The sequence below is a fragment of the Solitalea canadensis DSM 3403 genome (assembly GCF_000242635.2).
In the GTDB taxonomy this organism is placed as follows: Bacteria; Bacteroidota; Bacteroidia; order Sphingobacteriales; family Sphingobacteriaceae; genus Solitalea; species Solitalea canadensis.
The window spans coordinates 3,445,997-3,465,808 of the sequence record NC_017770.1 but is presented as its reverse complement, the minus strand read 5'-3'; the positions used below and the strand labels follow the sequence as shown (position 1 = coordinate 3,465,808).

The window sequence follows — 19,812 nt, the reverse complement described above, 5'->3', positions numbered from 1 at the left end:
CTATTAGACGTTTTTGAGTTATTTTAAATCGCACAACTGGTTAAGTTTAAGCTTCTTGTAATGCTTTAATGTCAAGCTTAACCATTTTCATTAAGGCTTGCATAGCTCTGTCGGTTTTTTGAGGGTCACCGGGATTAAGTAATTTATCAATGTTAGCCGGAACCACTTGCCATGATAAACCGAATTTATCCTTTAGCCAGCCACACTGTTGTTCCTGTCCGCCTTCAGCTAACGATTTCCAGAAGTAGTCAATTTCTCCCTGGTCCTTGCAATAAATTACAAAAGAAACAGCCTCAGTAAACTTGAACATTGGCCCTCCGTTTAAGGCAACAAATTCTTGTCCGTTTAATTCAAATGCTATTGTTAATACTGCTCCGTTAACCCGTTGAACAGTTTTAATCTTGGCATCTTTAAATACTGAGATGTAAAAATTAACAGCTTCTTCAGCATTCTTATCAAACCATAAAAAAGGAGTGATCTTTTGATTGATAGTTTCCATATGCTTGTTGTTTTAAATCAATTGGTTATAACAAATATACTGATGGAATTATAAGCAAAGTTGGGTTGATCACGACATTTTAAAGGGTTTAATGCGACAATAATTTGATTGTCGCAAACAGCCCCTGAGTATGTCGGATTTGACACGTATCTATTTGTAAAAGAGGCGCTAAATTTGAGTAAATAACTTAAACGCTATGGAATTAATCGACCTAAAAACAGAATTACGAGAGGAACTTAAAAATGCTTTCGATGTATATTCTCAACAACTCTCTATGTTTAGTGAGCAAGAATTAAATAGGAAACCAGTGTTCGGAGGTTGGACTGCCGGACAGGTTACTGATCATATTAGTAAAGCTGTAGACGGCTTGCCGGATGGCTCAACAACCAAAGCAGAGCGACCATTTGATCTGCATGTTGAAACATTGAAGGGGTTATTTCTTGATTTTAATACTAAAATGAATGCTCCTGAATTTGTTCACCCTTCAGACGGTCCATTTGCTATCAAAAGCCAATTGGAAAGGTTAGCAGCTCTTAAGCATGAAAATCTTGAATTTATAACGTCAAGAGATTTAGAAGAGGTGTGTCTTGATTTTGAAGTTCCCTTTATGGGTTTTCTTACTCGTTATGAATGGCTGCACTTTTTTAATGTTCATCTTCAACGACACTGTAACCAATTAAAAAATATTTACAAATCAGTCCACAAGCAGTAAAATTGACTCTTTGCAGATTTAGGAGTAACTTATTGATTGAAAAACAATTAAAGGTAATACGATGAGAAAGTTAACAGCCTATAATTTTTTAACATTAAATGGGTTTTATAAAGGTCCGGGTAATGATACCAGCTGGCATAAGCACGGTTCTGAAGAAAACGAGTACGCAAGCCAATCGCTTAAGTCTGAGAATATCCTGTTGTTTGGTCGTGTAACCTATGAACTAATGGCAAGCTACTGGCCAACACCATTTGCTATTGAAAATGATCCAAACGTGGCGGCAGGAATGAATAATGCACAGAAAATAGTTTTTTCAACTACATTAAAAAAAGCCGATTGGAGCAATACCCAAATAATCAATGGAGATATTGTAACCCGGATAAAAGAACTAAAGAAGACTTCCGGAGAAGATTTGACAATTTTAGGTAGTGGAAGCATCATCACTCAATTTGCTGATGCAGGTTTAATTGACGGTTATGAAATTATGATTGATCCGGTAGCATTAGGTGAGGGAACACCAATTTTTAAAGGCCTAAAACATCAACTGAATTTAAAGTTAACTGGATCAAGGGTGTTTAAAAGTGGGGTGGTTTTGTTGAGTTACGAAGTGAAGTAGTCTTACAATAGGTGATATTATTAAAATCCTTTCGGTTACTGGAAGGATTTTTTTGTTTTATAGCTTGTCTTGTGAAAAGCTATAAAATATACAATATGGAGGCTTACTACCGGATAGGAGAAATAAGGATGTAACTTTTATTGGCGGAAGGGGCTTTACTGTCTTATTTTAACGAAAGCTTACTTGAAAAAATAGTACTTAAAGTGTTCCTAATATTTCTTAACTTGTATATGGTGTTGTAAATTAACTTGTTATGAAAAAGTTTTTGATGTCATGTTTAGCAACCGTATTATGTATGCTATTAAGCTTGCCTACTTTTTCTCAAGATAAGGCAGATTCTATCCCGACGTTAGGATTAGCTGGAGATAATCTGGATCTTTATGCCGTTTTGGATTTATTTCAAAAGTCAAAAACGATTGAAGGCTTTGAAAAATCATTGAATGATGAGAAAACCAAGATCAATAACCTGGATTTAAACCTGGATAAAAAAGTTGATTTTATCAAAGTAGTGACTAAAAAAAAGGATGATTCCTACACATTTATACTTCAGGTTGATGTCACCAAAAAAGAAACACAAGATGTTGCAGTAATCTTATTAGACAGAGATAAGGATAAAAAAGTTAGTTTGCAGATTGTTGGTGACGAGGAACTATATGGTAAAGATTATATTATTGAGCCTAAAGGAAATTCATCAGTTACCGCTAACCCAGGGTATACCGGCGACAACCCCGTTACAGTAGATGTACCTGCAACCACTGTAGTTGTGCAGTCGGCACCAATTGTACAATATGTGTATTCACCAGCTTATGTACCTTATGCACCTCCTTATTATTACGGCTATTATCCACCATGGTTTGGATTTGCAACGGTTATGGCAGTAGGCATCTATCGTAGTAATCATTATTACCATCACCACGGTTATTATGGAGGTCATTACGGGGGAAATAATAACGTAATTATTAATAATGGGAATAGGAACAATTTTAATAATTACAATAACAACAAAATGAGATCTAATACCGTGTCGGATAATAGGGCCAGGGGTAATTATGGTAATGGATCAGGTAATCGACAAGGAAGCGGAGCTCGTGCATCAACCATGCCATCGAACAGGCCTGGAAATGGAGCTTCTGTATCGAATCGTCAATCTCCTTCTATGTCGAACCGGCAGTCTCCTTCTACGTCTAATCGTCAGTCTCCGTCTGTATCAAATCGCCAATCTCCATCAACATCTAATAGGCAATCACCAAGCTATTCCTCTCCATCGTCAAGGTCGGGTTCAATGGGTGGTGGTGGTCGTTCAATGGGTGGTGGCGGTTCCAGAGGAGGAGGAGGCGGAAGAAGGCGTTAATAATTTTTTTTAAAGGAGTGATGCCCTCAAAATACTTTACAAATAAGGTATTCCGAAAAGAACGATTAAAAAGTAGGAACTTGTTACATTACTAATGTTTGTTCTTATTGAACCGACATGCCATCTGATGTACTCATATCACGTACGGCAACGTATTTGCCATTTCTTTTCTCAAACATCGTCATGTAATTTCCTGTATTAATCGGAACATTTACAGAATCAACAACTTTAAAAGAACCGATTTCTACCACTAGATTTCCATCGTTTGATACAAAAACTTCATTTGTTGTAAATGTAATTCTGTCGGTATTTGCAGCTAAGTCGGATTGTAAAAAGGTTATAATTGCTTCTTTGCCAACTAATGGAGCCCTGTTTTGGAAAAAACTTGTCGCATCATCGGCATAATAACCAATGTTTTTTAATACTCCGCTGTTATAGGTCTCTGCAAATTCATTTTCTTTGGCCTGAATTTCTTTTTTGATTTGTTCTTTATCAATCACCACAGGCTCTTCCTTTTTTTCTTTACAGGCGAATAATAAACTTATTACACATCCTACTAATGCTCCTTTTAAAATTATGTTTTTCATAATTACATTATTCTAATGTTAATTAATTACAAATAAGCCTAATAGCTTAAATGTAATAAAAAATTAGAGCATTTAGGAGCTAAATTTTCTGAACAGTGATAGATTTTTTTCTATTCCTTAAGTTTATAAACAGCCTTAATAAAACCACCAAAAACATCATGGCTAAAGGTAAAACCACGATTGAGATAAAAACTCAACGCGGCATCGTTTCCATTTGATATATAGATAAATATCAAATTCACATCCGAAAAGCTTTCAAGCCACTCCATAGACATTTCAACTAGTTTTGAGCCAAATTTTAACGCTCGGTATTCATCACGTAGATACAGGTTATTGAGACAACCTATTTTCTGTGGCAATTCTACCCAATCGGGATAAAAACTCTTTCCATTTTCAACCTTCGGCGCCCATTCAGGGAATCCATTTTTACTACTATCGATTACATCAATTGTAGAAAAAACATAACCGACAGGAAAGCCATCATCTTTAATAACAACAACCTGACTAGCCATTGAACTTTCATAACTCTTCTTCATCCTCGTGTCGAAAGTCATCAGGTCAAATTTCTCAGGTGCAATAAACGCCTTCGATTTTTGAAAAGCCATCAGTTCATTACATAAATCCCGGCATTGTTCAATATCACCATTTGTAATTGTTTCTATTGTTATGTTTTTCATTTCTTCAGTGGGTAATCTGTTTTCTCATCATAAGGTCAGTTTGTTCATCATTTCCCAACCTGAAAATATGCTTATCAAACGTCTCGAAACCGTTTTTTTCATAGAAGCGAATAGCCCGATAGTTTTCTTCCCAAACACCCAGCCAAACAAAATTAACTTTATAAGAGTCTGCTACTTCCAACGCCTTGTCAAAGAGCAACTGACCCACTTTTTTGCCAATAAAATCTTCTAATACATAGATACGTTCTATCTCAGCATAATCATTATGCCTCAATTCTGTTTGAGCGTCTTTGAAATTCATTTTCAAGTAACCGACGATTTCACCTTCTAAAATCGCAAAGTAAAATTCAGAATCAGGGTTATTCAACTCTTTTGATACCTGAATGTCATTGAATTTTTCGTCCAGGTATTTTTGCATATCCTCATCACTGTTCTCTGCTGAAAAGGTTTCCCTAAAGGTTTGTATTCCAATTTTCTGAAGTTCGGGTAAATCGACTAAGGTTACTTTTCGGATTGTTATATTATTCATGAGAGATCTGAAATTTTTCTGATAATTTGCATTGAATTCAATTGTAAATATAAAATGATTACCGTAGAAGATATCCAAAAAGCGCACGAAAGAATTCGTGACCATATACACCATACCCCCGTTTTTACCAACCATACAATTAATGAATTGACCGGAGCAGCGATTTACTTTAAATGTGAAAACTTTCAGAAAATTGGGGCTTTTAAAGCTAGGGGAGGGTTAAATGCTGTATTGCAAGTAGCTGCCAATAATGAAGCGCAGGCAATAACAACCCATTCGTCTGGTAATCATGCTCAAGCCGTTGCTTACGCGGCAAAAAAGGTGGGGCTTCCAGCCTATATTGTAATGCCTAAAACAGCGCCGATTGTAAAGAAAAATGCAGTATTAGGTTATGGAGCCGAAGTAATTGAATGTGAACCTACGTTAGATGCACGGGAAGCAGGTGTAAAGGAAATAATTGAAACTCGTGGAGCAGTTTTAGTCCATCCATTCGACAACGACCGGGTAATTGCCGGGCAAGCTACCGCTGCAAAGGAATTGATTGAAGATTCAACGTTTACGTTCGATACTATAATAACGCCTGTTGGAGGCGGCGGACTTTTAAGTGGTACCTCCTTATCCGCACATTATTTTTCCCCATCTACCAAAGTAGTAGGCGCAGAACCCGAAGGTGCTGCCGATGCAGTTTTATCATTCAAAAGCGGCAAGGTGGAGAAACCTCCTTATATTTCAAGCATTGCAGATGGATTGTTAACTACTTTAAGTGAAAGGACATTAGCAATTATTCGTGAACATGTGAGCGAGATTTTGTTAGCGAATGACGAAGAAATCGCAGCTGCCATGAAACTCATTTGGGAACGAATGAAAATAATTGTTGAACCATCTTCGGCAGTTGCCTTGGCTGTTATTATCAAAAACAAAGAGCGGTTTGCAGGTCAGAGAATTGGGATTATTATCTCAGGGGGTAATGTTGATCTGGCAACGCTGCCGTTTTAGGAAGTTTTTTACTAAAAACGTTAGCCGATAAAAACTTTTAATACATATACTCAGTGTTTTTTTATTATTTTGCTCAAATAATTAGCGGATAATGAATACTACCTTAAAAGGCGATTTATTTGAAGAAAAAGCATATGAAATAATTATTTCAGCCATCAATGAAGGTCAACTTGGTTTAATACCAACATGTTGTAGAGTTTTTTCGTAAGCGACCCTATTATTCGAGAGATAGGGAAAATGATATTGTTTTTGACTTAAGTATAGAGGTCTGGCCAGAAAGTGCTGAAAGATGTCATATATTATACCTTATCGAATGTAAAGATTATAGCGTTTCAGTTCCAATAAATGATATAGAAGAATTTGTAAGTAAAATAGACCAAGTTGCAGGAAAAAAAGTTAAAGGTGTTTTTATAACAACGGGTAAATTACAAGAATCTGCTTACAAATTTGGCTAGATCAAAGGATCTAATGCTTATCGAAGTTGATAAAAATCAAAAATCCAAGATAGTTCTGCACAATAAGAATAGAAAGGAAAGTATATTTTTGATAAGTATGTTGATTCATCTGAAAAACAGATTGCTCAATTAAAGGAAATTAATCACATTTATGATGATTGCAATGGCTTGGAGCCAGATTGGGACAATAACATAAAAGATTTCTTAATAAGGCAACTATCTTTCTCAGTTGATTGGGAGCAGCCAGGTGTCAATGCAGTTGGTTTGCAAAAGTTATCTCATCAATTAATTGAAAATATAACTATTAGTATTATACAGGATTTTAATCCATCAATACTCTCTGATTTTAAATATTTTCCTATCGATAATTTTATAATTTACCTTAAGGAAAATTTTAACCTTGAAACTATAACGGATCAAATCATACCTATTGATAAAGGCAAGAAACTTAACGGTTATTGTGATATTGAAAATAAAAAGATTTTCATTGATGTGTCTTTAAGAGATACAGAGCAATTTGCATTTGTTTGTGCCCATGAAATTGCTCATTTCTTTTTGCACACAAATGTACAAATGTCACAAATGATTTATGATAATTTGAATGATTCCGCTTATGATTCTGCTACAGGTAAATATTTGTTAACTAACGAAAAGCATTGGCTTGAATGGCAAGCTAATCAGTTCGCAGCTGCACTGATTATGCCATATCGATGTGTTCTTGGTAAATTAGAGGCCTGGCAAATGAGAGAGGGCATTAGTAAACTAGGATCTGTTTTTTTAGATAATCAACCTTGTAATATTCGAGATTTTCAAGTTATGATTACTTCGTTAGCAGATGAGTTTAAAGTAAGCACAACTATTCTGGAAAATCGTATGAGGGACCTAAGGTTGATTACTTATGAAGGAGGGAAAAGAGGCTGTCATTTTAGTCTGATTAGAAAGGTTAAAGAGCCACAGAGTATCTCACAAATCATGAAAAGGATGTTCTAATTTTTGAGAAATTTGAAAATGTAAATTATCAAGGTATGAGGAGTGTCTCTAAAAATCGTTTAAAAAGTTTTCTACACACATAAAAAGCTCAATCAAATAAGATTAAGCTTTCTTTTACAGTGCCCCCGGAGAGGTTCGAACTATTAAATAGTTGCAAGATGCCTACGTCATAGTAATTAACCTTTAGCAATTGTTAATATTTGTATTCATATAAGTCTCTACCTATATCGTTTCTGTAATAAATATCTCAGTCATAAACCAGATGGACTATTTGGATAATTATATACACTTTACAGCTATAAGTAAATAGTCTGTACCCACTTTGCATACCTCATAAATAAATTGTAATGCATTTACCAAAATAGTTTAAGTGAAACTCTCTTCAGAAGAAAAGCATTTTTGGCTATGTAAATCGTTTGTTTTACACCTCTAATTAACTGTTGCCGTCCCCTTAATGGCGCCTGTGAAAAAAAGCACATATTGGATGATTTTAAGTTTTTTTCGAATAGAATTTTGCTTGTTTTTCTAATAATTTTCAAGTCATAATATCACTTTAAAAACATCTGAATGAATTATGATTAAAAATTTTCTTAAACCAATTAGCTTATTAGGGTTCGTACTGATATGTTTTATGACCTTAACAGCAGGAGGGGGTGGCGGTGGATTTGGCTTAAAAAGTCATCCAATGAATACTGGAAACGCTTATACCAACCAGCCTAAAAGTGGCACCATCTTACTTGATTTTTTGGAAGCCAAGTTTCCAAATGGGAATAAAGCTAATCCTTTTGGAACTGTTGGTGCTACTGTGAAAGGTGATGTAAATAAATTTTTCTGTAGGGTTAGTGTGAAAAATTTAAACACAAATAAAACAGATATGTATTACATCTCTTCATCTAATGGTAGTTATGCGTTAACTATTCCGAATTTCTTGTACAATTATGAATATGAAATCAGTGTTGAATTTTCTGATATGTGTTCAATACGCAATGATCTGTATCAGTTGACCAAAGGTAAATCTGCAAGAACTAACTATAAGGGTAGCGTAACAAGTCGAGGTTTTGGTGGCTATAATACCCAAATAAAGATGAATTATTTTGGATATGAAGTATGTGAATAATTTAAAGTAAAAATTAACAGAAATATGGAAAAGCGTTTATTAGTATTATCAGCAGTTGCATTGTTAGGAGCATCTTGTCAAAATGAAGGTGTTAATCCCAGTCAAAAAAAGCAGGCAAACAATTCATTAATTGCTCAATATGTTGGTCATGCCAACATATTGGTTGACGGAGGTGTAATAATTCAGACTTTTAGTACACAAACATCACAAGATTATAAAGACCGTAGTTTTCAAATGGATTATTATTCTTTTAATAATAAGACAGTTCAAGCCATACATGTAAATAACATTTCTTTGGTTAAGAATAAAAAGATTGAAAGTAGTGGAGGCAATCCCAATTATAATAGTTACAATTTAGATACAGATGGTAAAAACATTTACGGTAAAACAGTAAAGTTTTCGTTAAATGGAAAAATAACAAACAGTACGACCGGAGATATGAACACTGAAGAAATGTACGTGCCGGAAGCAATTCGTATACTTTCTATTCCAACGGGACCAGCTGATGAAGGAAGTCGTTCATATATTAAACCAGGAGCAACAGTAACATGGAATGCTGACCCAAAAAATGATAAAGGTGTAGTTATGACCATTGATTATACGGCTTCTTCTGATAATCAACAGTTTGTTGAGGGTGGCTATAAAACTTCTTTTTACAACCCAATTATTACTGAAGATACAGGAACATATACCTTTTCCGAAGAAGACTTCAAAGGTATTCCTAAAGGTGCATTTCTTTCATTTAGTATAGGAAGGTGTAACTTTAAAATCGTTACGGTTGAAGTGGATGGCCAGCAGCAGATAATGGACTTACAGGCTATCACTTCAATTGGTAATTTTGCTAAGTATCAATAAGAAATACATTATTTTTTCTTTATAATTTTTTAATTAAGGGAAGGCAATGCCATCCCTTTTTCATTACTCCTGTTATTTAATATGAACAGAAATTTTACTTTTCTGATTTCATTCGTTATCAATATTATATTAACCGTTCTTACTTGGCACGTACATTTCATTTTTGGATTCGTGGTATTCATTCCTGTTTTCTTCCAATTACTTAGCTGTGTTAGCTATTGGTGTAAGTTATCAGTATTTTTTTGTCAATTGCTGCTTTGGAACATATGTGTCGGCTATTGGATGATCAGTGAGAATTTGTTTTGGTCCACCTTCATTTTATTTCTCGCTTCGCTAATTATGCTGTTACCCTTTGTACTTACTGAACTTTTACGAAAGCACATGTCTGTAATAAAAACATTGCTGTTCTTTATCTGTCTGTGGGCTTTGTTGGAAACAGGTTGGATAAGCACAAATGTTATTTGGTCATGGCCTGTAGTTGGTAATTTGCTGGGTGCTTATCCTAAATTAATACAATGGTATGAATACACGGGTGTTGTGGGCGGTACACTTTGGATAATGTCTATAAATCTGGTGTTATTTCTAATCGGTTGTCAATGCATTAAATTCAAACGTATTTACGTGTTTCTTGGTGTTTGTTTACTGTTCATTATCAATTTGCCGTTAATCATCTCAAATTATCTTTACAACAAGAACCCGGTACCAGTTGGCCATATCAAAGTATTGTTTATGCAACCATCATTGAATTACAACCAGTCTGAAAAAGCATTAACAAATAAGCTGATCAAATTGATAAAATCAAGACTAGATTCCACAATAGATCTTGTTGTTTCAACTGAAACACCTTATGTCACTCCGGTATGGACAAACTCGATTGATAATTCGTATGAAGTTGCAACCATTAAAAGCTTACTGAAAAAATATCCTAAGAGTACAGTAATGTGGGGTATAACCATTAATGAAGCTGCTGAAAAAACAGATAATGCAAACTATGACAGCACGTTTAAGTTTTATTATCATTGCTATAATGCCACATCCTTCATTACCAATGAGGGTATTCGTGGTTACAGAACCAAAAAAATATTAGTACCGTTCAGCGAGCGAACTCCTTATAATTTATCGAAATACCTTAACCAAAAAGATCTCTTCACCATTAACAACGAAAAGAATGACTTGTATGTTAGTGGTGACCTTAAGATCTTCCCTGCAATTTGCAGTGAATTATTAAACAGCTTTTTCTTTTTAAAAAATAGTGCTAAGTCCAATATTATTACTATTCAGGCGAGTGAACGCTGTTTTAAAGGTTCGAGGTTTGCTATCAGTTTGTATAACGACATGGCACGTATTCGAAGCATTGAGAACCGTCGTTATATCATTAAATCTTCCAATCAAGGCATTGCCTGCTTAATCACGGATAAAGGTAACCTTATTAAGTCCTTGTCACCATACAAAGCTTGCACAGCTGTTGCTATCGCATCGCTTTTAGAGAAGCAAACATTTTATTCAAAATATCCACTTTTCTTAAGTTTTTGGCTGTTAATCAGTATTATACTACTACTATGCTTGCAGAGTCTTAAAATTTATTTATGTTGGAAATAGGAAATAGAATGCTAAAACGCAAATCTGCTATACACACATAAAAAAAGCTCAATCAACTATGATTAAGCTTTTCTTTTACAGTGTCCCCGGAGAGGCTCGAACTCTCGACCCACAGATTAAGAGTCTGTTGCTCTACCAACTGAGCTACGAAGACATGCGGTCAATTTATGAAAAATAACAATACACTTCGCAGCTATCTTAAAATATTTATCCGAATTTATCCGGCCAACTCACTTAACTCCAGCCAGCGCAATTCCTTTTCTTCCAGAGAATTTACAACCTGTTCCATTTCTGCTGAAAGTTTCTGAAGTTCATCCGGGTTTACAGAAGGATTCTCGAAAATAGAAGTAATTTCAGCTTTACGATTCTCCAGCTGTGCTATCTCCTTTTCCAATTGTTCAAATTCTTGCTTCTCTTTGAACGACATCTTTTTAGTCTTAGCAGCAGTAGTTGAAACAACCAGAATTTCTTGTTTTGGAGCTTCAATGACTTTGTTTTCCGTTTTTTGGCGAGATTTTTCAGCTTCTTTGATCAACATGTAATCGCGATAATCACTGTAATTTCCATTGAAATCAGTAATTATTCCATCACCCTCAAAAATGAAAAGATGCTGTGTCAACCGATCCATAAAGTAACGATCGTGAGAAACAATCAGCAAACAGCCCGGGAAATCTTCCAGAAAATCCTCCAAAACCTGCAACGTCATAATATCTAAATCGTTGGTAGGCTCATCTAGAATCAGGAAATTCGGGTTTTTCATCAACAAGGTACATAAATACAATCGTCGGCGTTCACCTCCCGAAAGTTTGGATACGTAAGTATATTGCTGGTCACCTGAAAACAGAAAACGCTCTAACAGTTGAGCTGCCGTTAAACTTTTGCCCTTTGTTAATGGAATAAATTCAGCAATATCTTTTACTACTTCAATCACCCGTTTATCTTCCGGAAGTTTCATGCCATCCTGGTTATAATAACCGAAAACAACCGTTTCTCCGGTAACAATTTTTCCTCCGTCAACTTCCAACTCACCCGTAATTAATTTTAGAAAAGTCGATTTTCCGGCACCATTTACACCAACAATTCCGATTCGCTCATTCCGTTTAAACACATAGCTGAAATCATCCACCATCTTCTTGTCGCCAAAGCTCTTGCGCACATGATGAAGCTCAAGGATTTTTCCTCCTAACCGATTCATTTGAATGTCAAGTTGCACTTTCTTATCTTCTAGTCGTTGCTTGGCAACTTTTTCTAAATCATAAAATGAATCGATACGAGATTTAGATTTAGTGCCACGCGCTTTAGGCATGCGACGCATCCATTCAAGTTCAGTAGTGTATAGGTTTTTTGCTTTATCAATGCTAGCCGCCTGAGTTGCCTGACGTTCCGCTTTTTTCTCTATAAAATAACTGTAATTACCGCTGTAAGAATAAATCTGCCCATTTTCCAACTCGATAATCTGATTACATACACGGTCAAGGAAATAACGGTCGTGAGTAACCATTAGCAAGGTCATTTTTTCAGATTCAAGGTATTCTTCCAACCACTCAATCATATCAAAATCCAAATGGTTGGTAGGCTCATCCATAATCAAGAGGTCCGGATTCTGTACCAAAGCCATTGCCATGGCAACGCGTTTCTTTTGTCCGCCCGAAAGTGAACCCATTTCCTGATGTAAGTCGTAGATTTTAAGCTCCCCTAAAATCTGTTTAATACGGATCTCGTAATCCCAGGCTTGCAACGCATCCATCTGATCAATAGCTTTCTGAAGCTTTTTAGCGTCATCCGGATGCTCAAGAGCCAGTTCATAGCTCATGATCGTTTTTAATAATGGATTTTCTGCATCATAAACCGCATCAAAAATGGTTTTATCTAAAGGAAGATCAGGCTCCTGATCCAGGAAGGCAATTTTTATATCTTTTCGTACAGAAACAACGCCCGTATCCGGACTGTCTTTTCCTGCTAAAATTTTTAATAAGGAGGTTTTACCCGTACCATTTTTAGCAACCAACGCTACTTTTTGGCCTTGATTAATGCCAAAAGTAAGGTTGCTGAACAATACACGTAAACCCAATGATTTGGTAATATTTTCTACTGAAAGGAAATTCATTAAAATACTTTGTTTAAGATTGCGAAGTTAGGAATAAGAAATTTGGATTAAAGCGTTATAATTACAATCTCTTTGGTCGGAGAATTGTTAATAAAATGTAGCTGAAGATATTTTTTGCTCAACTGTTATTTTTGGCAGTCAAAATTCGTATCTTCTAAAGTAGAAAAAACGTTATGCGATTTGCTTTCCTTTGTGAATGTAAAGCATAAATTATCATATGAGTAAAATCGCCTCGTACAGTTCGGAAGAGATTATTTAAGTACAGGCATCAACTTTAGGAGAACTGTACGCAGCGACGGCATTTTTTGCTCACTTTTTTTGCTGAAGAAAAAAAGTGAGTCCCGCTGAAGGCGACGAAAGAAAATACTTTTAAAGCTGGATTCAATGATTTAAGGGACGTTTTTTCAGTCGCGTAACGCATTATAAAAAAGTTATTTTGAGAGTAAACCATAACGGATATTTGGTGTCAGAAGTTTTAGTTTATTCTTATTTCAGAAAGTTGTTTACGATTTAACTATACCATTTTAAAGTTTTTACGTCTCTTTATTTGATTTAGAATCCATGAAAAAAATTGTCTTTCCATTATTAGTAGCTCTTTCCCTCTCTTCTGTAGAAGCTTTCGCTCAAAAAACATTCAAATGTGCTTTCAGAACAAAACCCGTTGTTGCCGATGGTTTGCTCAATGACTGGAGTTATGCCATTGATGATGAGAATGTTGATAGAAGTGGACACCTCAAGTATGCAATCGCTAACGATAAAGAAAATTTATACATAGCGCTCCGCATTTTTGATAAAACCACACAAGCAAAAGTGTTCTTTGGAGGTATGAAAATGATCCTGGATACAGCCGCCAAAAAGCAAGAAAATACTGCTATTGAGTTTCCTATTGTAGCTAAGCTTAAACCAGGAGAGAAACCGCGCTGGGATTTTAAATCAGGTGAGCGCACCGGAATTAAAGATCTCCACAAAAAAGCCAAAGAGGAAAATAAAGAAATGAACTTGGCGGGTTTTTATGCTTTTGCAAATGGAAAACAGAATATTAATGACAATAGCAGCGGTGTGAAAGTGGGTTTCGATTGGGATGAAGATGATGCGCTGATTTATGAAGTAATTATCCCGTTTAATACATTTTATGCATCAGCATTTAAGAGTAAAAAGAATGAATTAACAGTAGGATTACGAATAAACGGTATCGATAAAGCCCTGCTTCCGGAAAAGCAATTTACCATGATGCGCCCGCAAAACAGGAGAGGAGGCAATGCCGGTAGTTATGGAGGAGTTCAGGGAGGTTTGCCAAATCCTGCTGCCGATGAGAATGAAATATTCACTGAAGCTATTAAATACAATCTGAAGTTGCAGTTAGCAACTCACTAAAATACCCCTTGATTTTATAGATAACAGCTGTTTTACTATAAAATCACAAAATAATAAAAGATATTTTTGTCTTTTATTATTTCGTTTTTACATTTGCATTATCAAAACATACATCAATTGTTTTCAAAAGCTTGCAAATACGGAGTTAAGGCAATAATTTACATTGCGGTTCAGTCGGGTAAAAATACACGGTCTAGCCTTAAAGATATTGCCGCTCATATTAATTCTCCGGAGGCTTTTACTGCTAAAGTATTGCAAATACTAGTGAAGTGCCATGTAGTGGAGTCGTTAAAAGGACCATTAGGAGGTTTCTTTTTAAGTAATGATACAGCCCGGTTAATAACTTTAAGTCATGTAGTGTATGCAATTGATGGAACTGAAACTTTTAATAGCTGTGGATTAGGTCTAAAGGAATGTTCTGAATTAAAACCATGTCCGATGCATCATAAATTCCAGAGTATAAGAACCGAAATGAAAGAAATGATCGAAAAAACAACCATTTATGAACTCGTATTAAGGGTAGGCGAGGGGGAAGCTTTTTTGATGTAAAAAAATTTAAACCAATAAAGGACAAGTTTGTCCGAAATATATAAATAAATCATAAGCTAAAACAACAATGAACAGCACAAAACGATTATGGCTCCTATTTGCCTTAGTTATGGTCATTTCCTTTTCCGTACTGGGGTATTATGGCGTAAAAATTTATCAGGAAGCTCCTCCAATCCCTGAAAAAATCGTCAATTCAAAAGGAGAGGTCATTTTTACCGGTGAGGAAATTAAGGATGGACAAAATGTGTGGCAAAGTATCGGGGGACAAGAAGTTGGGTCTATTTGGGGGCATGGTGCTTACGTGGCACCTGACTGGACTGCAGATTGGTTACACCGTGAAGCAGTATTTATTCTTAATTCATGGGCTCAGAAACATTATGGAGTAAACTTCGACGATTTAAATGAAGAAAATAAAGCCTACCTAAAAGCAAGGCTACAAAAAGACATAAGGAAAAATACGTATGACCCACAAAGTAAAGTCATCAGTATTTCCGGTGACAGGGAAAGTGCTGTAAAAGCATTAAGTGATTATTATTCTCGCTTGTTTACCAATGATCCTCAATTTGATAAATTACGTGAGCACTATGCTATTCCTAAAAACTCAATTAAAGAAGAAGGTCGACTTAAAAAATTAAATGCATTCCTGTTTTGGGCTACCTGGGCTACGGTTACTGAAAGGCCAGGCGCCAAAATATCTTACACGCACAACTGGCCAGCAGATGACTTGGTTGGGAATGGTCCAACTAAAGACTTATTAGCATGGTCGGGTGTAAGTATTATTCTGTTATTATTCTTTGTAGGTGTAATGGTGTTTTATCATGTAAGATCTGGAGAAGAGGAATCATTGCCTGTTCCTGCACAAGATCCTCTGATAAGAGAAAAACTTACACCTTCAATGATTGCTGTTAAAAAGTATTTCTTTGTAGTAAGCTTGCTTATCGTACTGCAGGTTGTTTTAGGTGTGATTACAGCTCACTATGGAGTCGAAGGAAACGGCTTTTTTGGTATTCCACTCGGACAAATTATTCCTTATTCAGTTACTCGTACATGGCATACACAATTAGCGATATTCTGGATTGCAACGGCTTGGCTTGCAACTGGTTTGTACATAGCCCCTGCGGTTGGTGGTAAAGATCCTAAATTTCAGATTTTTGGCGTCAACTTCCTGTTCATAGCTTTATTGATCATTGTTGTCGGTTCTATGATAGGACAGTGGATGGGTGTAATGCAAAAACTAAATCTTATTGACAATTTTTGGTTCGGACATCAGGGTTATGAGTACGTAGACCTTGGAAGATTTTGGCAAATATTCTTGTTAGTTGGACTTTTCTTATGGCTTGCCTTAATGGTTAGACCATTGCTTCCATTACTGAAAAGGAAAGTGGAGGAGAAAAACCTGATCATTTTATTCCTGATTTCTTGTACGGCTATTGCCATGTTCTATGGAGCAGGATTAATGTGGGGAAGACAAACAAACCTGGCCATTGCTGAATATTGGAGATGGTGGGTAGTGCACTTATGGGTAGAAGGATTTTTTGAAGTATTTGCCACAGTCGTAATCGCATTTCTTTTTGTTCGTCTGGGTTTATTAAAAACTAAAACCGCGACGTTAAGTGTACTGATGTCAACTGTAGTATTTATGTCGGGAGGTATCATCGGAACATTCCACCATTTATATTTTACCGGAACACCAACAGCAGTAATGGCACTTGGTGCAACATTTAGTGCATTAGAAGTTGTTCCTTTGGTGTTAATGGGTTATGAAGCCTATCATAATTTTCAACTAACAAAATCGTCTAAATGGATTGCTGATTATAAATGGCCAATCTGTTTTATGATCTCTGTAGCCTTCTGGAACTTTTTGGGTGCAGGTATTTTCGGTTTCATTATCAATCCTCCAATCGCCCTTTACTATGTGCAAGGCTTAAATACAACACCTTTACATGGTCACACAGCATTGTTTGGTGTATATGGTATGCTTGGAATCGGACTTATGTTGTTCGTTTTAAGAAGCATGTACCGTGATCTTACCTGGAATGATAAATTGTTAAAATTCACATTCTGGTCGATTAATATAGGTTTGTTCCTGATGGCTGTGTTGAGCTTACTACCAGTTGGAGTATGGCAGGCTATTGAAAGTATTGAGAAAGGAATGTGGTATGCCCGCTCTGCAGAGTTAATGCAACAGCCTCAAATGATAACCCTAAAATGGATGAGAGCTATCGGTGACTCTATTTTCGGAATCGGAACGCTGGCTTTATGCTGGTTCGTGTTAGATCTGATCTTTAAACGTAAAAGCAGAACAGATCGTAGTGAAATGCATTTAGTGGATAAAGATTTAGAGAAGGAAAGTGTTATTAACAATTAATCCATTAAGTTTAAATGTTAACGTAGGGTCTCGTGTTACTGCGTTATAAGGGGAGTATTGACTTAAATAGTTAAGTCTGAAGAAAGAGAAACTTAATTGTTGTAAGTCAACTCACAACCAATATGTGTTAAATGAAACAGCCTCAGAATTTATTCTGAGGCTGTTTTTATTTTATGCTTCTGCTAAAGCTTCAGATGAAGGAGTCGCGCTTAAGTTTACTTTAGGCTGTTTCATCACGTAAGCATTAATGAAATAAAGTAAAACAATAGCCACTAGCATTGATACCATTACCACATAGCCCAATGTGTCGTAATGTTCAATCTTGCCGGTTGATGTTTCAACCACTATTTTACCAGCGATGTATGCTGCAATACCCCCAGCAATTTGCTGTACGGCTGCATTAATACTCATAAAAGCACCTCTGTCTTGTAATTTTGGAATAGCCGTCATTAGGGCCGAAGCCGAAATCATTCTGGATGAGATCCCAACAAATAGCAAAACATTAAGTGCGATAACGATCCATAAAGGAGTAACTCCCAATTTGGTGTAGATGGCCACCATAATAATACTAATGATAGAGCCAATCACAAACATTTTATACTTCCCGATCTTGTCGCTCAGTTTTCCAATTAATGGTCCGAAAATTATTGAAAATATCCCGGTAACACCATACAAAACAGGTAGTTGTTTCATGGTTAATCCAATATTGTGAATGCCGAAAGCACTACCGAATGGCATCAACATAAATCCACCGGTAGCTAACAAGGTTGTTCCGATAAATGCTCTGATATATTCAGGTTTTGAAATGGTGGTAGTTAAATGGCGAAAGGCATTGTTATCGTTCTGAATGCTTAAATGATCACTCACAGGTCGCATATACATTAATATAACAAATCCTAGTAGCACCCCGAAACCGGCAATCATCCAGAAAGGAGCATGCCAGCCAAAATGATTTGCCAGCACCAAGCCAATTGGAATACCCAAGATTTGACTTGCAGCAAAAGCCATCTGTACAAATCCCATAACTCGTCCTCTGACTTCCATTTTAAATAAATCAGTTATAATAGCAAAACTTATAGAGCCAATAACGCCCCCGAATAAGCCGGTAACGATACGAGCTATTAATAAGAATTGATAGTTAGGTGCGACTGCACATAAAACAGTACCCATTATAAAACCGGTATAGAAAAACATTAATAAACGTTTTCTGTCAAATTTATCGGCAAATCCGGCAGCCAGCAATCCCGATGCACCTGCACTAAATGCGTAAGCTGAAACTACTAATCCGAACTGATCAGTTTTCATACCCAGTTTAGGCATTAGTATTGCGCCTAAAGGCGACAATACCATGAAATCAAGAATTATGGTGAACTGTAGTATTGCTAAAATTGCGATGATAAAAATCTGGTATTTTGAAAAGAGCTGTTCTTTAGGTTGTTGTGTCATTTAGTTTAATATAAAAATTCTTCGCAGTGATAACCTGCACTGTTAATTAAGTTAATTATCTCGTCGGCTTGTAATTGAAAGGTCTCAATTCGAAGCACTTTGTCTACATCATCTGTAGCTACATTCCATTGATGTATCCCATGGGTTTGGTTTAATAGTGGAGTAACAACACTGACGTCGTCATGATGTTTGATATTTGTCTTAAATATCAACACTGTTTTTTGAGGTAGAGCGTCCATAGTCTTTCATTATTAAATGAATGATTGTTTATTAATAAATTATTAAAAAGCATTTAGGGCTTTAATGCTTTTAAAACATATTGAAGGGTTTCTTCCATAATTTCATTGGTAAGGGTAAATCCAGGTGATACGTAACTGAATCCTTGTGTATGAAATTTCATTAACTGGTACAGAGGGGCGAAGGCAACCGACCAGTAAACTTCAAATGGAAGTGGTACTAATTGTTTCTTTTCAACAGCATTATGAACAAACTTGCCCATAATCATTTTGAATTCATTTTTTATGCACTGGGCAATCTTATTGTAAACCGGTGAATAGCGAAGGTGTTCAACAAACTGAACTTCAACAGGATTCTCCAGAAAAAAAGTGGCCCTGTTTTTCCATTGAATTCTTAATCCTTCCTCAAAAGACATATCAGAACTAAAATTTCTCAGGCTATGCTCCTGCATCTTATTAAAAACATCAGCCGTAATATTGACCACCAGATCCTCTTTATCCTTATAATAAATGTAGATGGTGGCAGGAGAAACATTAGCAGCTTTAGCTAATTTATGGATGCTAAAACCCTCTAAACCGTTCGTTACAATCAATTCAATCGCTTTCTGACGGATCGCTTCTTCTTTGTTTTCGTCTCTTGTCCTCATTCAGAAGCAAATATAAGTGAACGTTTGTTTATTTATGAAATATTTTTAGAATTTTCTGTTTTTGATGGAACAAAGGAGATGTATATAACTGCTTTTCGACCG

The 19,812-nt window shown here is 35.9% G+C and carries 19 protein-coding genes, 1 tRNA gene and 1 pseudogene; 12 read left to right on the top strand and 9 right to left on the bottom strand.

The window, feature by feature from the left end; genetic code table 11:
- Positions 1-46: 46 nt before the first annotated feature.
- Positions 47-499 (bottom strand): VOC family protein, encoded by a 453-nt coding sequence (locus SOLCA_RS14315; RefSeq protein ID WP_014681179.1) that lies wholly within the window; start codon positions 497-499, stop codon positions 47-49.
- 196 nt (positions 500-695) lie between these two features.
- On the opposite strand from SOLCA_RS14315, the gene SOLCA_RS14310 reads away from it, so the two are divergent.
- The 3 genes from SOLCA_RS14310 to SOLCA_RS14300 all read left to right on the top strand — a co-directional run bounded on the left by SOLCA_RS14310 (position 696) and on the right by SOLCA_RS14300 (position 3,178).
- Positions 696-1,211: a DinB family protein gene (locus tag SOLCA_RS14310; RefSeq protein WP_014681178.1), complete on the top strand. Its 516-nt coding sequence runs from the start codon at positions 696-698 to the stop codon at positions 1,209-1,211.
- 61 nt (positions 1,212-1,272) lie between these two features.
- The gene (locus SOLCA_RS14305; RefSeq protein WP_014681177.1) at positions 1,273-1,827 is read left to right on the top strand and encodes a dihydrofolate reductase family protein; all 555 of its coding nucleotides are present in this window, start codon (positions 1,273-1,275) and stop codon (positions 1,825-1,827) included.
- A 253-nt stretch (positions 1,828-2,080) separates the two neighbouring features.
- The gene (locus tag SOLCA_RS14300; protein ID WP_014681176.1) at positions 2,081-3,178 is read left to right on the top strand and encodes a hypothetical protein; all 1,098 of its coding nucleotides are present in this window, start codon (positions 2,081-2,083) and stop codon (positions 3,176-3,178) included.
- A 104-nt stretch (positions 3,179-3,282) separates the two neighbouring features.
- Here SOLCA_RS14300 and SOLCA_RS14295 read toward each other — a convergent pair whose 3' ends face one another.
- The 3 genes from SOLCA_RS14295 to SOLCA_RS14285 form a co-directional block, all read right to left on the bottom strand.
- Positions 3,283-3,765, bottom strand: coding sequence for a YybH family protein (locus SOLCA_RS14295; RefSeq protein ID WP_014681175.1), 483 nt, complete (start codon positions 3,763-3,765; stop codon positions 3,283-3,285).
- Between the two features lie 110 nt (positions 3,766-3,875).
- Positions 3,876-4,442 (bottom strand): GNAT family N-acetyltransferase, encoded by a 567-nt coding sequence (locus SOLCA_RS14290; RefSeq protein ID WP_014681174.1) that lies wholly within the window; start codon positions 4,440-4,442, stop codon positions 3,876-3,878.
- Between the two features lie 4 nt (positions 4,443-4,446).
- Positions 4,447-4,971, bottom strand: a complete 525-nt coding sequence (locus SOLCA_RS14285) for a GNAT family N-acetyltransferase (protein WP_014681173.1) — start codon at positions 4,969-4,971, stop codon at positions 4,447-4,449.
- A gap of 54 nt (positions 4,972-5,025) precedes the next feature.
- On the opposite strand from SOLCA_RS14285, the gene SOLCA_RS14280 reads away from it, so the two are divergent.
- The 6 genes and pseudogenes from SOLCA_RS14280 (at position 5,026) to SOLCA_RS14260 (ending at position 10,983) form a co-directional block, all read left to right on the top strand.
- Positions 5,026-5,967 carry a threonine ammonia-lyase gene (locus tag SOLCA_RS14280; protein ID WP_014681172.1) on the top strand — a complete coding sequence of 314 codons (942 nt, stop codon included), beginning with the start codon at positions 5,026-5,028 and terminating at the stop codon, positions 5,965-5,967.
- A gap of 233 nt (positions 5,968-6,200) precedes the next feature.
- Positions 6,201-6,422, top strand: a pseudogene (locus tag SOLCA_RS23985) (restriction endonuclease); the annotation flags it as partial.
- 168 nt (positions 6,423-6,590) lie between these two features.
- Complete coding sequence (locus SOLCA_RS14275) at positions 6,591-7,412, top strand: ImmA/IrrE family metallo-endopeptidase (RefSeq protein WP_014681171.1); 822 nt, start codon at positions 6,591-6,593, stop codon at positions 7,410-7,412.
- A gap of 574 nt (positions 7,413-7,986) precedes the next feature.
- Complete coding sequence (locus tag SOLCA_RS14270; RefSeq protein WP_014681170.1) at positions 7,987-8,529, top strand: hypothetical protein; 543 nt, start codon at positions 7,987-7,989, stop codon at positions 8,527-8,529.
- Between the two features lie 24 nt (positions 8,530-8,553).
- Positions 8,554-9,384 carry a hypothetical protein gene (locus tag SOLCA_RS14265; protein WP_042479853.1) on the top strand — a complete coding sequence of 277 codons (831 nt, stop codon included), beginning with the start codon at positions 8,554-8,556 and terminating at the stop codon, positions 9,382-9,384.
- A 381-nt stretch (positions 9,385-9,765) separates the two neighbouring features.
- A complete protein-coding gene (locus SOLCA_RS14260) occupies positions 9,766-10,983 on the top strand; it encodes a hypothetical protein (protein WP_042479849.1) in 1,218 nt (405 codons plus the stop codon).
- Between the two features lie 81 nt (positions 10,984-11,064).
- Here SOLCA_RS14260 and SOLCA_RS14255 read toward each other — a convergent pair.
- Together SOLCA_RS14255 and SOLCA_RS14250 are read right to left on the bottom strand one after the other, a co-directional pair.
- Positions 11,065-11,137: transfer RNA gene (locus SOLCA_RS14255), tRNA-Lys, on the bottom strand.
- Positions 11,138-11,200: 63 nt separating this feature from the next.
- Positions 11,201-13,090, bottom strand: a complete 1,890-nt coding sequence (locus SOLCA_RS14250) for an ABC-F family ATP-binding cassette domain-containing protein (protein ID WP_014681168.1) — start codon at positions 13,088-13,090, stop codon at positions 11,201-11,203.
- A gap of 561 nt (positions 13,091-13,651) precedes the next feature.
- Between SOLCA_RS14250 and SOLCA_RS14245 the strand changes: the two genes are divergently transcribed.
- The 3 genes from SOLCA_RS14245 (at position 13,652) to SOLCA_RS14235 (ending at position 17,381) form a co-directional block, all read left to right on the top strand.
- Positions 13,652-14,464, top strand: coding sequence for a hypothetical protein (locus SOLCA_RS14245; RefSeq protein ID WP_014681167.1), 813 nt, complete (start codon positions 13,652-13,654; stop codon positions 14,462-14,464).
- A gap of 117 nt (positions 14,465-14,581) precedes the next feature.
- Positions 14,582-15,013, top strand: coding sequence for an RrF2 family transcriptional regulator (locus SOLCA_RS14240; protein ID WP_042479846.1), 432 nt, complete (start codon positions 14,582-14,584; stop codon positions 15,011-15,013).
- 67 nt (positions 15,014-15,080) lie between these two features.
- Entirely contained in the window at positions 15,081-17,381 is a 2,301-nt protein-coding gene (locus SOLCA_RS14235) for a nitric-oxide reductase large subunit (protein WP_014681165.1), read from the top strand.
- 171 nt (positions 17,382-17,552) lie between these two features.
- On the opposite strand, the gene SOLCA_RS14230 is transcribed toward SOLCA_RS14235, so the two are convergent.
- From SOLCA_RS14230 to SOLCA_RS14220, 3 genes are read right to left on the bottom strand one after another with little or no spacing between them, the layout of a single operon-like run.
- Positions 17,553-18,827, bottom strand: a complete 1,275-nt coding sequence (locus SOLCA_RS14230; RefSeq protein ID WP_014681164.1) for an MFS transporter — start codon at positions 18,825-18,827, stop codon at positions 17,553-17,555.
- A 5-nt stretch (positions 18,828-18,832) separates the two neighbouring features.
- Entirely contained in the window at positions 18,833-19,066 is a 234-nt protein-coding gene (locus tag SOLCA_RS14225; protein ID WP_014681163.1) for a hypothetical protein, read from the bottom strand.
- Positions 19,067-19,119: 53 nt separating this feature from the next.
- A complete protein-coding gene (locus tag SOLCA_RS14220; protein ID WP_014681162.1) occupies positions 19,120-19,710 on the bottom strand; it encodes a TetR/AcrR family transcriptional regulator in 591 nt (196 codons plus the stop codon).
- Positions 19,711-19,812 lie beyond the last annotated feature (102 nt).